Genomic DNA, 17273 nt, shown 5'->3' on the forward strand with positions numbered 1-17273 from the left:
TCTTATTTCCCTGTAGAAAATTGCTGATTTTAGACAAAAGTATAAAAAAATACCCGTTAGGATTTTTCCTAACGGGTATTTTTAGATTCTATTTAATTCTGTTAACCCAGGTCTTATTAGCAGTGATGTATTCACCATGTCCAATGTAGAATCTGGTAATTCCGTAGAATCTTGCTACGCTTTGTACTCGGATCAATGCGTTCTTTCTGAAATGCTTAACCGCATTACGCTTAGTGAACTTCTTAGCATTGTGTACTAAAATGCCCCTATTTCTGATAACACGAATTAGCTTAGTACGACGAACGTAATATGCTGGAATTGTGCTCTTAGCATTGATGTAGCCGTGCTTGATGCGGTACTTAGTACCGTTCTTAGTCTTGACTATTCTCAATACCTTGTATGCGTTAGCTTTATTTCTTGGTCTCTTGGAGAAGTACTTAACGGCATTCTTGCGAGTGAAGTGAGTATTTACGTAAACTCCACGTCTGTTTGTCCAGTATACGTAAAGTGGTACTCTCTTCTTAGCAAGCGCAACATAAGTCTTATTAGAGGTTACATATTGGCCATTACCAATGTATAGACGAGTAATGCTGTAGTACTTAACAACCTTCTTAACGTGAATTAATGCACCACGACGAAGTCTAATTACACGTCTCTTGCCATAATGGAACTTCTTGTCTGTGTGAACCAATACTCCAGTCTTTCTGATGACACGGAATAGTGGATGATTAGTACGGTAGTATGCATCCCTAATGTTCTTGTTGAAGTAGATGTAACCACCATTAACCTTTAGACGTGGATACTTGTTATGATCTAGAACAACGTCTCTAACCTTGAAGACATGTGCTAATCTTCTTGGTTTCTTAGCATAACCCTTCACACGATTCTTGATTGTGAAGTGAGCTGAACTGTGTAGGTATAGTCCCTTCACACTGTATACATATGAAGGAGCCTTTCTCTTCAATTCGGCCTTGTATGCTTTCATGTATCTAGATACATAGTCGGCATCCTTGTGCTTCAAGTTTTCAACTGGTAATAACTTAGCAGCACGGTTTCTACCTGCAGATTCAGGTGATTCACCTACACGAGTCTTAACCGCAACTACATGCATGGTTGTTTTACCATCGCTATTAACAACTACCTTAATGATTGTATTTTCATTAGAAGTGTAGTTGTAACCATGACCATTATTAACAACTGATTTGTGTTGAACAATCAAGTTGCCATTGCCCTCAAGCTTGGCAATCACTCTTCCAATTGCATAGGTTTTATCACTGGCATCGAGGTGCGCATTGTCAATTGTAATTGTGCCGTCAGCATTGATTGGGAATGATTCAACATGGTAGCTTCCATCTTGACTCTTGGTAACTGTTGACCCGGCAGGTACCAAGTATCTGTTATCATTTGAACGAGTTGACTTAGTTACGATAATTGCTCCATTACCGTCACCCTTAACTGGGATGTTACCAATTGATTGAGTATCTTGACCACCGTGGTTGAAGTGAACATGTTCAATTTCATCATCAACAGGTGTTAATACCGGATCACTTGGTACTGGTTGACCTTCTGGAATAGTTGTTCCAGCGTAACCAGGGACATTGGATTCAATTGTTTTTGAACCATCGTTATTAGTGTGAATGGTTACCGCATCATCAACAGGCTTTGCATTGTCACTTAGACGAGCTGGTTTCTGTTCATCTTGTTGAATTGGAGTTGCAGCAACGTGATATGAAACATTGTTGTTCTTATCAACTTCAATTGTAATTGGTTCACCAGCATCGGCTTGGTAAGCACGGTGTGGAATAGTTGGATCATTTACAACGGAGGTCTTAGCAACTGTTAAGTCACCGGTATTTGGATCAACCTTAGCAACCAATGGTCCAATGACTGACTTAGTCTTGTCATTCTTATCATCGTAGAATGCATTATCGATGTTTAGAGTACCATCAGCATTGGTTGACATCTTAGTACCTCTTACTTGGTAAGCTCCAATGTCTTTGTTCTTTGTGATTGATGAACCAGCAGAAACAATGTAGTAGTTACCATCGTTACCCTTAACAACCTTGGTCTTCGTTGTCACGATGTTTCCATCGTCATCAACTCTAGCCTTAAAGTCAGCTTGGGCTTGTAGATGGCCACTATCATCAACGATGTTAGCGTTGGCGATATCAACATCACCGTTTGCATCGATTGGTAGTGAATCACCATGATAAGTTCCGTCATCGTTCTTTGTAATAGTAGTTCCAGCAGGAATTACGTACTTCCCATCGGTTGACTTAGTAGTCTTAGTTACGATGATGTTTCCATTGTCATCACCCTTAACAGGTAGGTAAGACTTAGAACCGGTATCCTTACCATCGTTATCGAAGTGGACATCAGAAGCAGTACCTTGAGTTGGAGTCAATACTGGTTTAGTAGTGTCTTGACTAAATGGTACGTTAGTTTGACCAGCGTAGCCAGGGACGTTTGAGATAACATCCTTAGTACCATCACTGTTGTAGTGGATTGTTGCGCCATCTGGTTGCGTCTTACCATTCTTACCAGGTTGTGCTGGGACCTTTTCGTCTTGAACGATTGGAGTTGCATCAACGTGGTATTCAACACCACCCTTATCATCTGACTTAATGGTAATTGGGTCACCGGCAGTTGCTTTGTAGACACGACTTGAATCGCTTGGATCAGGTACAACTGTGTCTTGACTTGCGGTTAGCTTACCAGTGTTTTCATCAACGTTTGCCACGATACTGTTAATGACACCCTTATCTGGTTCAAGTTTGTCATCATAGTGGGCATTATCGATTGTAACCTTGCCATCCTTAATTGGTAGATGATTTCCGGCTACTTGATATTGTCCAGTTACTGGATTCTTGGTTACAGGTGAACCGGCAGGGATGATGTAATCATTGCCATCATCACCCTTAGCAATTTCATCCTTGGCTGTTGTGATGTTACCTTGATCGTCAACTTTGGCTACTAAGTCCTTGTGAGCCTTAGTATCACCCTTACTATCGTTAACGTTAGCGTTATTGATAGTTACGGTACCATCTTCGTTAACTGGTAGTGACTCACCGTGGTACTTACCATCGTCACCCTTCGTAATGTTGGTTCCCTTTGGAATCATGTACTTACCATCGGTTGACTTAGTGTTTTGAGTTACAACGATATTACCATCGTTATCACCCTTAACTGGAACATCACCAGTTGAACCAGTGGCCTTCTTGTCGGTATCAAATGATACGTCGTGAGCAACATCATTAACTGGAGTTAACTTAGCATGACTGGTATCAGAATTATTTGGTAGTCCAGTTTGACCAGTGTATCCAGGGACGTTTGAAACGATATCCTTAGTACCATCACTGTTGTAATGAACCTTGGCACCGTTTGATTGAGTCTTACCATTGTCACCTAATTGAGCATCGATTGACTTATCTTGGTCAATTGGAGTGGCATCCATGTGGTATTCAACGCCACCCCTGCCATCTGGTTTGATGGTAATTGGGTCTCCGGCATTAACCTGGTAAGCTCTGCTTGGGTTGGTTGGGTCGTTGACAACGGTTGTCTTATCAACTGTCATTGTGCCCTTTTCAGGATCAACCTTAGCGGTTACTGGTCCAACCACTGACCTTGTCTTATCTTCTTTGTCATCAAAGTGAGCGTTTGGAATATTAACGATTCCATCGCTTGGTGACTTCAACTTATCACCAACAACTTGATATGAGTTGTCAGATGAGTTCATGTTGACGTTGGAACCACTAGGAATGATGTAGTAATTACCATCCTTACCCTTAGCAATGACATTATTGTTTGTGGTGATGTTTCCATTGTCATCGGTGTTTACTGGTAGTGTTTGACCGTGATCAACTTGAACATTATCAATTTGGTCATATACCGAAGCGTTATCAATTTGACCCTTGGATGGATAAATTGGTACTTGGTATAAAGTCTTAGTTTTACCAGTTGAATCAGTAATCATTCGAATTTGTCTACCAGTTGCGTACTTGTAGCCATCTGGAATTGCTGAAACAGCCTTGTAGGCGTCAGTACCACCTGCATAGATAGGAGTATTATCCTTATCGTTTGCGTAGATGAAGTACTTAGTAGTGTCAGCTGAAACTGGCTTGTTGGTGTAGATATTGATGAATTGAACGTTATTTCTTGCTGAGTAAGGTGAGTTATCAGCAATTACAACCTTGGCATTTGGATCAACGTTTCCATTGTTATCCATCCAATCAACCACTTGTGAATCTGGGTTGTAAACGTGGAATCCTTTTTCATTATATCCACCACTAGGTAAGTTAGCGTCTAGAACATGACCTGTGGTCTTATCGATGATAACCTGACCGTTACCCTTAGGTGCACCATCGTTGTTATCAATGAATGTAGCATTATTGATTACAGCGGTGTCATCCTTGGCGGTCAATGAGAATGCCCCATTGTCATTGTTAATTTCTGTACCAGCATTTGCTTGATATGCTTGCTTACCCTTAACAATGTGAACACCGTTTTCATCAGCAAGAGTCATTGTACCCTTGTTCAAATCGATGTTGGCGTGGACATCACGAACACCAATAACGTTACCTTGTTCATCCTTTACAGCAACGTTTGGCAATGTTACCTGACGAGTACCTGCATCATATGGATATGATGGAACTGTCCAGTTACCATTGCTATCCTTGGTGACTTCACTACCAGGTAGAATGATTCTACCGCTTGGAGTAGTTACAGGTTGAGTTACCTTAATTGTGCCATCGCTTTGACCTTGGATTGGAAGTTTATCAATGGTTGCTCCCGTATCTTTACCATCGTTATCTAGGATATGAACATTGTCGATGGTACCAGTAGTTGGTTTCAATACAGGGTTAGTTGTTAGTTGTTCACCATTTGGAATGGTGTCACCAGTAAATCCAGGAATGTTTGAAATGATTGTCTTGCTACCATCATTATTTACATGAATTGTAGCAGCGTTGTCTTGAACTGTACCGTTTTGACCGGTTTGGGCAGGAACCTTCTTATCTTGTTCGATAATTGTAGCTGGAATGTGATATTCAGGTTCACCATTATCGTCCTTAGTGATAGTGATTGGGTCACCCGGATTTACTTGGTATGCCTTAGTTGGGTCGTTTGGATCAGTTACGACAGTGGTCTTGTTGACAGTCATTGTGCCGTTTGATGGGTCGACATTTGCTGAAACCTTTCCAATTACTGACTTGGAAGGATCAGTCTTGTCGTCTAGATGAGCTTTATCGATATCAACAGTGCCATCTGGGTTAGCAACTAACTTGCTACCCTGAGCGGTGTAACTACCATCGCCAGAACTATTTGGAACAACTGAGGTATTCTTAGTGATGACGTAGTAGTTGCCATCCTTACCCTTAGAAATGACATCCTTGGTAGTGTTGATTGAACCATCATCGTTGGTTTGAACTGGTAATGTTTGACTGTGGTCGACCTTAACATCACCCTTTTGATCCAAGACACTAGCATTGGTGATTTCACCTTGTGCTGGGACAACTGGAACAATGTAGGTACGCTTGTCTTTATCACTGTCATCATCATTATTAGTTTGTTGAACGGTGATTTGCTTACCCTTAGCGTAGCTGTATCCACTTGGAATACCAGTTACAGCTTGAGCAGCGTTTGAACTACCAGCAAAGATTGGTAGTAAATCATCATCGTTAACCTTAACTGATGGGTTGTTAGTGCTATCTGTAAATACTTGGTTATTGTAAACGTTTAGGAACTTTACATGGTTGTTTTCGTGGTATGGAGCATTGTCGGTAACTCTAACAATTGCGTTGTCATTAACGTTACCACTTGCATCGCTCCATTGAACGATTTGACCGGTTGGGTCATAAACATGGAATCCTGCGTTTTGGTTACCACCAGTAGTTGGTAGGTTTGCGGTTAAGACGTTGCCAGTAGTCTTATCAACTCTAACTTCGCCGCTGCCGACATTAGCGTTATTTAGAACGTCAATTAATGTAGCGTTGTGAATAACGGCAGTATCGTTTTTGGTGTTTACATACAAGTGGTTGTTATCTGAAACGATTGGAGTTCCAGCATCAGCTTGGTATGCGTCGGTACTTGTGGTTGCGTGAATTCCTTGTGGATTGGCAACTGAAAGTGTTCCGCTTGCTAGGTCGACGTTTGCGACTACGTCTTGGTGATCGATAACGTTGCCCTTGTCATCCTTGATTGGAAGTTGTGACAATGTTACCTGTCTGTTTCCGGCATCGTATGGGTATGATTGAGCGTGCCAGTTACCATCTTTATCCTTAGTAAGTGTTGTGTTAGCAAGGATAATCTTACCGTCTGGAGTTGTGATTGACTTGGTAGTCTTGATTGAACCATCGTCTTGTCCAATAACTGGAACATTATCGGTGGTTGAACCAGTGTCGTTACCATTAATGTCATCCATGTGAACTCCATTAATAGTCCCTGCACTAGGTGTTAGTACTACTGGGTTTGGTACTGGTTGACCTTCTGGAATATCGTAACCCTTAAAACCAGGAACGTTTGAAATCACAGTCTTGCTACCGTCATCATTTACATGAATCTTAGCGGCACCATCGGCCATTGTTCCATTTTGACCAGCCTTTGCAGGAACTGGTTGATCTTGAATAACCTTTTCAGCGTTAACGTGGTATGAAATGGTGCCGTCTGGGCCAACTTCCTTTGTAATTGGTGCATTGGTGTGGGCGATGTAAACATTACCCTTATCATCCTTAGCAACAGTTGCCTTAGCGACGGTCATGTTTCCATTGTCGTCAACCTTAGCAATTAGCTTACCTTGTTGTGATGTGTTGTCGGAAGCATCATAGCTACCATTTGGAATGTTAATAGTTCCATCTGGGTTTATTGGGAATGATTCAGCGTGGTAATTACCATCAGTTCCCTTGGTTACAGTAGAACCAGCTGGAACCATGTACTTGCCATCGCTTGACTTGGTGTTCTTAGTAACGACAATATCACCGTTTTGGTTACCCTTAACAGGAACGTCACCGGTTGAACCAGTGTCTTGTCCGTCAGCGTTAAAGTGAACACCCTTAGCTACATCGTTAGTTGGTATTAGGACAACGTTTCCAGTATCTTGATCCACTGGGACATTAGTTTGGCCAGCAAATCCTGGGATATTAGATTGAATTGTCTTAGTACCATTATCTGGATTGATAATGACTGTGGCAGCATTATCGACGCGTTGACCGTTAGTACCAGTCTTAGCAGGAATGTTTTGAGAAGCGTCAACGGCATGTGCGGGTACGTGGTATTGAACGTCGTCGTTTTCATACTTAGGAGTTACTGCTGCGCCGGCATCAACTTGGTAGATTTTGCCATCTGGAGCCTTTGTTACTGAGGCCTTGGCGATGGTAATCTTCCCAGTATTTGAATCGACGTTTACGGTAATCTTACCTGGGTATGAAGTATTTTCATCCTTATCGTATTGTCCATTGGTAATGTTAAATGTACCATCGGGATTTGCGGGGATGGTGTATCCGTCAGCCTGGTATGTGCCGTCTGCTTCATGACGAGCGCTTGAACCCTTTGGAACGAAGTAGTAGTTAGGATCATCGTTCATTCCCTTAGCAACGTGATCTTCTGAAGTGGTGATTGAGCCATCACTAGCAGTGTTTACAGGCAACTTGGTAATTGCTTTTTCTTGCTTATCCTTACCATCAATAACGGCTGTTGGTAGTTGAGCTTGTGTTGGAACAACTGGAATTACATATTCAAAACTACCGTCAGAATTCTTGTTAACAGTAATGCTCTTGTTGGAATCGTATAAATAACCATCAGGTAATTGCATAACCGCCTTGGCCGCATCCTTAGTACCAGAGTTAACTGGCAATCCATCAGAATGAGTGACCTTCAATATGAAGTTATCCTTACCTTGACCATCAGTATGATAGTTAATGATTGCGCCTGTGTATGAGTTTTTCAACTTAACATCATGAACGAAATCATATGGATAGTTTTCAACGACTTGAACGGTAGCATTAGCGTTAACGCCCCCCTTACCGTCACTCCATTCAACGGTTTGAGTATCAGGAGACTTAATGTGGTACCCTTCATTGTTACCACCTAGATTAGAAACATTTGATAAATCAGAACTTGGTAAAATCTTACCGGTTGATTTATCAACGTTGATTAATCCAGTTCCGTCAATTGTATTACCATTTTCATCTTTCAATGTAGCGTTGGTAATTCTTGCGGTATCGTCTTCACTCTTGACTTGATAACCATTACCGGTCTTAACTACTGGCGTACCATTATTTGCTTGGTATGCGTAACCATCTTGAGTAATGGTGTGAATTCCACCATTTGATGGTTGATTCAATGTTAATGAACCATCATCGTTTAACTTAGCAGTAACATCTTGACTGTTAATCTTGTTACCATTTTGATCGGTAATTGTAGCTTGACTAATCGTTACGTTACCATTTTGATTCATTGGAAGAGTTTGAACATGATAACTACCATCTTTGTTGATTGTAACTGGTGAATTTGCCATAGCAACATTAGCACCATCATCAGTCTTGGTGTTCTTAACAACGGTAATTGAACCATCATCGTGTCCTTGAACACTCATGTTGGAAATAATCTTTCCAGTATCATTACTCTTGTCATCATCAGCATGAGTAGTTGGTAATGTAGTAACACCTGGAGTTAGAACTGGAAGACCGGTATCTGTATCCATTGGAACATTTTGGGTACCAACAAATCCAGGTACATTTGATGTGATTGTCTTAGTACCATCAGCATTAGTGTGGATGGTTGCGCCACCTTGAACAGTTTGACCGTTCTTACCAGCCTTGGCTGGAACGACTTGGTCTTGTTGTTGAACTTGACTGGCAATGTGGTAAGTAGTTGATCCGTCTAGGTTAACTACTGGAGTAATGCTGCTACCCTTCTTGGCAACGTAAACATTACCATTTCCATCTTCAACAGCAGTATCGCTGTTAACAGTTAATGAACCATCATCGTTTAGATGAGCCACAACTGGTTTAACAACACTTGTACCGTTAGTTCCATCGTATGAGGCATTGTTGATAGTAACAGTGCCGTCTGGGTTTCTTGACAATGATTCAGCATGGTAAGTCCCGTCATCGTTCTTGGTGACCTTAGCACCTGCTGGAACGACGTATTTTCCATCCTTTGAAGTGGTGTTGGATACAACAGTGACAGTACCATCATCATGACCTTGAATTGGTAGTTGGTCGGTAGTTGAACCAGTATCTGTACCGTTTTGGTCATTGTGAACACCATCAATTGTTTCCTTGATTGGTGTTAGTTTGAATTGAGTAGTGTCAGTGTTTGCTGGAACTGTTTCTGTCTTTTGACCGTTATCCAAACCAAATCCAGGAACGTTTGAAGTAACTGTCTTTACACCTGTATTTGGATCGTAGTTAACGGTTGCACCACCTTGAACAACTGGACCGTTTGCTCCGGCAGTTGCTGGAACATCTTGCTTAATCTTGTGAGTAACAGTTTCAACAAGGTATTCAATCTTACCTTGGTCATTAACAACCTTTTTGATTACTGTCTTAGCTTTAGCGGTGTAAGCATTGTTGTCATTTCCGACTAATGTAGTATCTTTTTGAACAGTAATAGTACCATCTGGGCCAAGTACACCCTTGATATCTGAAGTTAGGCCAGTGTCTTCCTTTCTGTGCATGAAGTGAACATTGCTGATTGTAACGGTTTGATCGGTTGGGTTGTATGCAAAACCATCAACACTTGGTTTGTTGTTAGCATCCTTAGTTACAACAGTACCTGCAGGGATAATGTATGAACCATCTGCACTAGCTGTGTTCTTTGTAACCACTTGATTACCATCAGCATCAGTTGTCACTGGAAGATTACCGATAGTTGAGTTAGTCTTTTGACCATCAGAAGTTACCAGAACATTAGCCATTCCCACTAGTTGACCAGTGGTGTTGTAACCATTACCAACAGTGTTTGGTTGGTTTGGTTGAATGGTTTGACCAGTACTGATTTGGTAAGTGTTACCGTCAGAGCCGATAATAGTACCGTTGTTTGGTACCTTGGTAATTGTAGTATTACCGTTATTATCACCACTTACTGTTATACTGACGTTTTGCGCAATGATATTTCCGTTACCATCAGTAACAGAGATGTTAGTTTGAGCTGTAGTTGGTGAAACGATGTATTTATCTTGACCGTTGTACTTCTTAGCATTTGATGATGTAAAACCAGGATTATCCGGAATTACAAATGGTGAACCGTTTCCAGTATTGGCGTTGTAAGTACCCTTACCTACGCTTGAACCGTTTGCAGTAACAACATCAACTGTTTGTTGGTCAGCTGGAGTTCCATCTGGTAGCAATGATAGATAGTAGTAGTTTGAATCAGAACCATTTGCGGCAACGTGAACTAAGACATTCTTATTAACTGTTAGAACATTACTGATTGTGTACTTGTTACCATCATTATCGGTAATATGAGCAACTGGTTTACTTGTATCTCTGTTATCTGCAGTGACCCCTGCCGCTTGTTGGTCTGATAGAGCTGTAATATCAATGTAAACAGGTTTTGTATCTAACTTGCTTGCATTACTGTGACCAGTGATTAAAACATTAACAGCCTTGTTAGTATCCTTACCAGTCAAAGCATTGTAAATATGAATATTGACAGTTTGAGGTGTTTGGTTAGTTGTAACATTGAATGAGTCATCCTGATCATTTTGGGCAGGACTGTATCCAGGTAAATCAGGAGTTACAATCATGTGACCATTATTGTCATAACTGATTGTTCCTGGGAATGGAAGTGTTGTTCCATCTTCACGTTGGATAGGAACCTTATCACCTGTTTGATAATTAAATGCTTGTTTGGTTACGTTAACAATTGGTGTGTAGTTACCTTGACTATCCTTATTTAATTCAAGTGCAGTACCAGGAGTAACGGTGTAACTGTAGTGCTTACCATCAGAGTCTTTAGTTCCAACGAAGCCACCACTAACGACACTGGTAATGTATGAATTACCGTCTTCGTTACCTTGTACCCTTACTGTCGCTGTACCAACCTTTTGACCGGTTGCAGGATCGACAATATCAACGTTAGTTTGAACTGGTGCAGTAGCCGGTACTAAGACAGCGTTACCGTTATTGTCAAATTGCGCATTGGTTGCTGTAGCAAATCCAGGGATATTAGCAGTAGCTTGTTTTCCACCTGAAGCGTTAGCTGAGATGGTAGCACCACCCTTGATTGTATTACCTGAATCGGTAACAGCGTTGACTTGTTCAGTACCAACATAAGTTGAGTTAACTGATACGCTGAACTTGCTTGAATCATTAGGGTCAACGCTGATTGCAGTTCCGGTTGTTACGTTGTATCCGTTGTGTCCATCAGTCAATGTAGCATTGCTTGGAGTATCTACAGATGTAATGTATGAATTACCATCAGAGTTACCTTGGACATGAACCGTCATGGTACCAATGTTATTACCTGATTGAGCATCATATACATTGATAGTTGTTTGAACTGGACTCTTTGATGGAGTCAATACAGCGTGGTTGTTTGCATCGATATTAGCTGGAGCGCTGCCATCGAAACCTGGCATCTTAGAGATTGATTGCTTTACACCGTTTTCAGTATGGATAGTTGAACCTGCAGCGATTGGGTTACCCTTGTCAGTAACCGCTCCTAAATCGATATCTGCTGGTGTTTCTGGAGTAACTACAATTGTTGGAGTTACCTTGCCACCATTGTATTGAGGAGTTAATACTGATCCCGTATTGACGGTATAGGTATTACCATTACTGTCTGTAAAACTATTTTGTGAGTCAACGTTTGTAACGTATGAATGACCATCGGTTCTACCTTGAACATCCACATCAACGTCACCAACGTGACTACCATCAACACTGCTGATTACTGGAACAGTAACCTTTACTGGGGTAGAAGATGGTGCCACAACAGCACTGTTACCCTTCATTTGACCAGGGTTAGTACCATCAAAACCTGGCATCCCTGGTTTGATAGTCAATGTACCATCACTATTTGTAACGGTAGCACCACCATCAACACTTGTACCGTCAGCTAGAACGGCTGGAGTCTTGGTGATGATGTCTTTATCGACTTGTCCTTCGATATATGTGATAACGTTTCCTGAGTTGTCAGTGTATGCCTTCACATTGTCACCAACAATAACCTTGTACTTACCAGAATCAGTTTTGAACACTTTTCTACCCTTCACATCGGTAATCTTAGAAGTCCCGTCATTTTGCCCTTGAGCGGAAACCTCAACGTAGACAGGTTGACCGTTAACAGTTAATGGAGTTGTTGAGTTTGGTTGATATACCGGTACCTTAACGGTTACTGGTGTAGCAGAAGGACTAACAATATCTTTTTGGTTAGATCCTGAACCAGTGGTTTGAGTACTTGATGATGAATCGAAACCTGGTAGGTATGTTACGGTGTGCAAACTACCATCGGCATCTTGGCGTCTGTAACCACCTTGATCAACTGGGCTTCCTGAAGTAGTAACAACGTTAACGTACTTCTTATCACTAGTTGCTGTTAATTGAACATGATAAGTTGGGTTCCCGTTGGCATCAGTAACAATACCAATCTTGGTCTTGTTATCGATGACATATTGTAATCCGTCGTTCTTACCTGATGAAATGGTTACTGGTTTAACAGCATTAACTGAACCGTCACTGTTACCCTTAACTTGAACTGATGCAGTTAATCCAGTTGGATTACCATTGGCATCATCTAGATAAATAGTGGCAGTACCAACAGCTGGCTGCACAGTGTACATACCATAACTATCAGGGTTTAGACCTGTATTATTTTGTACAACAGCGAAACCAGGTAGTTGTGGAGTTACTGAAATCACGTTACCAGTATTCTTATCAACCTTTGCAATCCCCTTAAATGGAATTCTGCTTCCAGAAGGGGTATCGATTGGTAATAATGTACCATCTTGCATGAATTGAACATCAGGAACGTAGATGTCGTAAGTTGACTTATCATATTGCTTCATTGGAGTCTTAGATAAATCAAGTGCGTAACCCTTGTTATTGTTAGATACATCACTGGATAGCTTGGTAAACGCAGTCTTAGCGTCGTAATTAGAAGTATCTAAAGTACCATTTCCTAGGATTGTTGAAGTTGGTAACTTGGTAATACCAACTAGCCTAGTCTTGGCACCGTTAGAAGCGATAACTCTGACTGTGGAATAGCTTGTATCTTTATTATTACTATCAGCACCACTGTATGATGAATCATCAAATGGTGTGATGTTTTGGTTATTAATTAAATATTCTCGGTATTCAGGACTTGCTAATGGATTACTTGAAGTCTTGTTTGTATAGTATTGAGACTGACTTTGGTCACTATCATTTAAGTGACTCAAAATACCACTAATGTTGTTCAAGAATCCTTGTGCTGTAGGCATAGCAGCAATTGAGTGCATGTCATTGTCAGGACCGTAGTTACCCTTTAACTTAAGTTCTTGTCCATCATCTAGACGAGTCCATACACTGTTAAAACCTTCAACGTTGGTTTGATAACTGTTGTTACCTGGACGAATTGAACTAGTTACACTGGCAATTGGTTGATATGCAGATCCTTGCCAGTTAGCTAAATTAGTTCCCATGAAGGTATTCAAACGAATACCAACAGTGTCGACTGGTTTAGTTCCTAAATCAATATCACCATTAAACTTGATGCTACCATCACTTTGCGTAGTAGAATTACTTGAATCAAGCGTGATTGTTTGGGCTAACGCTTCACTATTGTTATTAGCCTTGTACATATTGCGGTAGACGTCACCATTGTTTGACTTCGCATCAAATGAACCAGTAACGTAGTGAACCTCGACTTGATGTTCTTTAGCATCATCCCCAGGGTTGTTTAATGTGGCGTCAAACTTGGCATGATAGTGACCATTATTATCTTGGTAAACTTCGATATTGTGGTCGAATTCAATTGAAGGAGAACCAGAGAAGTCGATGGAAGTATCGTTTCTGGCGTTTTGACCTGAAATAACCTTTGGATTATTGCCATTGAAAGCTTCATTGAACCTGCTAATAACCTTTGGATTATTGGACATGCTTGCAACAGTCTTACCTAGTGCGTTGGCAATATTAATGATAATGTCAGGTAGTTGAGGGTCATTGATGTTCTTAAGTTTATTAATGAAGTCCTTCTTACTCATTCCAGCAACTTCTTGGAATGTTTGACCGTTCAAGTAAGCCCTTTGACTATTAAGGCTACTTGCCCAGGTAGTATCATTTAAGATACCTGTTTGATTATTTACCCTGTTAACATCGTTCTTCCAGACATTAGAAATTGCTGTATTAATTTCAGCTTGAGTTGGATTGTCACCATTTTTAGCTTTATCAGGATTGTATGCACCTGAACGGCTAGTATCATTGGTTACAATGTTACCGTTTTGAACTTGATCATTGTAATCTTGCTTATTTGCAAGAATGTCTTCGTACAATTGAACGAAGTATTGTAGGTAATCAAAAGCGGTATCAAAGTTGACTCCATTGTCTGTAACGCCAGTTGATGGAACTGTTGACCATGTGTATGGATAACTGAAACTAAATCGTTTCTTACTACTTTCAGATCCTGCTGGCTTGTATCCGTTAGTTACCCCGTTAATATCTTGGAAAATTTCACTACTATTAAAATTATCATCATTTTCACCCAACGCAGTACCATTACGACGGTAGTGATAAATGTATGGGTTTAGTTGGTAACCACTGCTAGTTCTAATACTATCAATATTTCCATTATCCAAAATGGCGCCAAAGACATCAATGGAAGATAGACTTAGCTTTGGACCAGCTGCACCGGTTAATGGGGTTCCTGGTGTAACGTTCAATGTTAAATTAAACTTCCTTGGATTGAATGCAACGATTGGCAGAAAGGCAACACGAAGTGGGTGATCCTTTGATCCAGTGTTCATATTAATGTCCAATGTCCCATTTTGTTGGACGATAATCTTACTAGTTGATTGATTTCTACGACCACCGTTCTTCATTGTTGAGTATGGTCCGTAGATAAAGGCGTTGTACAATCCCCCATTAGCAGTAGTAGGAATCTTGGCATCAACCTTGAAAGTACCGCCACTTAGGATTTGCATGCCATGACCTAACCAAACAACGGCATCTGTACGCTTATTATTCCATCCACTGGCAACGGATGATGTGTTCTTTGAACTATTAACTAACTTAGGATCCAATGCAGTTGGTGTAACACCATCTGGAACAACTAGGTTAATAGCCCCCTTGATAACTACGTTTCCGCTATCTCCTGATCCGGTATCAGAAGGATCATTAATGTTGCCAACACGGATACCGTTAGTGTTGTTACTCAATGTTATGTTAACAGTGGCACCGGTATGCACATTAATATTGTTATTGGCTATAATACCGTAGCTAGGCATAATGGTTGAATCTAAATTATCAGTTTGAACTGTTTTACCCCAGCTCTTTTGGTAAACGTGATTATCAATTTCCACTGGGTTCAAGTTAACGGTTGAACCTTCTTGAAACACAATATAGTTGGCAATCAATGAATTGAATGCGTATTGACCATTGGCACCAACAACGAACTTACCACCTTGAGTGTTTAAGTTCTTGTAGGTTTCGTTGTAGGTAATCATGCCGTTGTTGTTAGTTGCGTCTGAAGTGTATACATTGGCACCTAATACATAGTTACCATTTCCGTTACTTGGATTGAATAGGTTATCAAAAGTGCTGTTGTATCTAACGTTATCGTATTCAACGAATCCATTACCGTTTACAACATATGGGCTTCCTAAACTGGTAACGTTCTGGATTTTAACAACCGAACCACTATCAGACTTATTGAAAGTGTAAGTGCCACTTAGTGAGAACTTGTTTTGACCATCAATAGTCAAATTACCAAGATTGGTAACAGTTCCACTTGAGTTAATGTTGTTAGTCAATACAATCTTTTGAATGTTGGCAGTTCCTGAAGCAACCATGGCACTATTAAATTGGGCATTGTTATTGGCGTAAACAATTCCGTTGTTAAAGTCGTTAACCATCTTGTTGAAGGTTTCTTTATATTGAAAAGAACTGGTATTAGTGTTGTTGTGTGGTATATTCTTATCTTCTGGATTGGCATCGTATCCAGAGGTATTGAACTTGTTATTTGAATCGAATTGTTGATTTAAAGCGTTTCTAACACCCATGTATGCGTTATCGTACATAGCTTGTAACCCAGAAGCAGAACCTGGACGATTGCTTCCTTGAGTGTAATCATCTGATCCTGACGTGGTAGCATCGTTAAATGCAGCATCCGCAATCCTCTTGAAATCAACACCATACTTGTAAGCAATGTATAACATTGATGAAGTGTTGGCAGCTGCCTTCTTGATATCATCAATTGATGAACTAGCCATGTTATCAGAAATACTCTTTGATTGGTCGGCATTAACCCCTTGGTAAGCAGCACTGTATAATGCTTTGCTGTTGTTATCAGTTATGTCATCGTTATTGGCATTACGGTTACTGTAGGCGTCATTAACCCCTTGGTTAATTGCTTGAGTATACTGGGCATTGTTATCATTAGCATCTTGAGTGTTACCTTGTAGATGCTTTTGATAATTAGCAGCAGCATCTGCAGATTGGTTGTTAACAATGTCGGTAGTTTGATTTTGATTGTTGGATTGGTCACTAGAACCTAAACGATTTGATAGTTGTTGATCATCATTACTGTTGTTACTGATATCGTTTTGGCTTTGGTTTTGAGTGCTATTGTTAGTAGTACTTTGACCATTATCATTGTTAGCATCATTTTGGTTGATTTGATTTTGTTGATCATTGCTTGATGCATTTTGGTTATTATCATCAGACTTATTGGTCGATGATTGCTGATTGTTATTGGTTTGAACAACCGATGTGTTCTTACCATTATCATCAGCGTACGCAGAGACTCCGTGTGACATTAATGCCAAAGAAGTTCCACCTAAGAAAGCAAAAGAAGCCAATGAGACTACAACCCATTGTTTCTTTACTTTACGTAGAATCTTTTTATCATTGGTCTTTTGAATTTCATTCTTATTGTATTGCAAAAGAAAGCCCTCCCCCGTTATTTTGACTCTCTGGATTTTTAATTTAGTGTTTTATACAAACAGGACAACTAAATTAACCAATTTTAAAAGTTGAAGCTCTTTTAATTTGAACATAATATTCACTTAAATATCTTTCCAACGACAAAGGTTATTATCGATAAATTTGATTAAATGCCTATTAAAACAACAATATTAA

1 protein-coding gene is annotated in these 17273 nt (G+C 40.3%); it reads right to left on the bottom strand.

Annotation, left to right across the window (positions count from 1 at the left end):
• Nucleotides 1-88: 88 nt before the first annotated feature.
• On the bottom strand, nt 89-17077 hold the full coding sequence (locus tag OEZ61_RS00115) for a DUF5776 domain-containing protein (protein WP_290046497.1): 16989 nt from the start codon (nt 17075-17077) through the stop codon (nt 89-91).
• Nucleotides 17078-17273: the final 196 nt, after the last annotated feature.

It is taken from the genome of Apilactobacillus sp. EABW-1NA (assembly GCF_030398685.1).
Classification (GTDB): domain Bacteria; phylum Bacillota; class Bacilli; order Lactobacillales; family Lactobacillaceae; genus Apilactobacillus; species Apilactobacillus waqarii.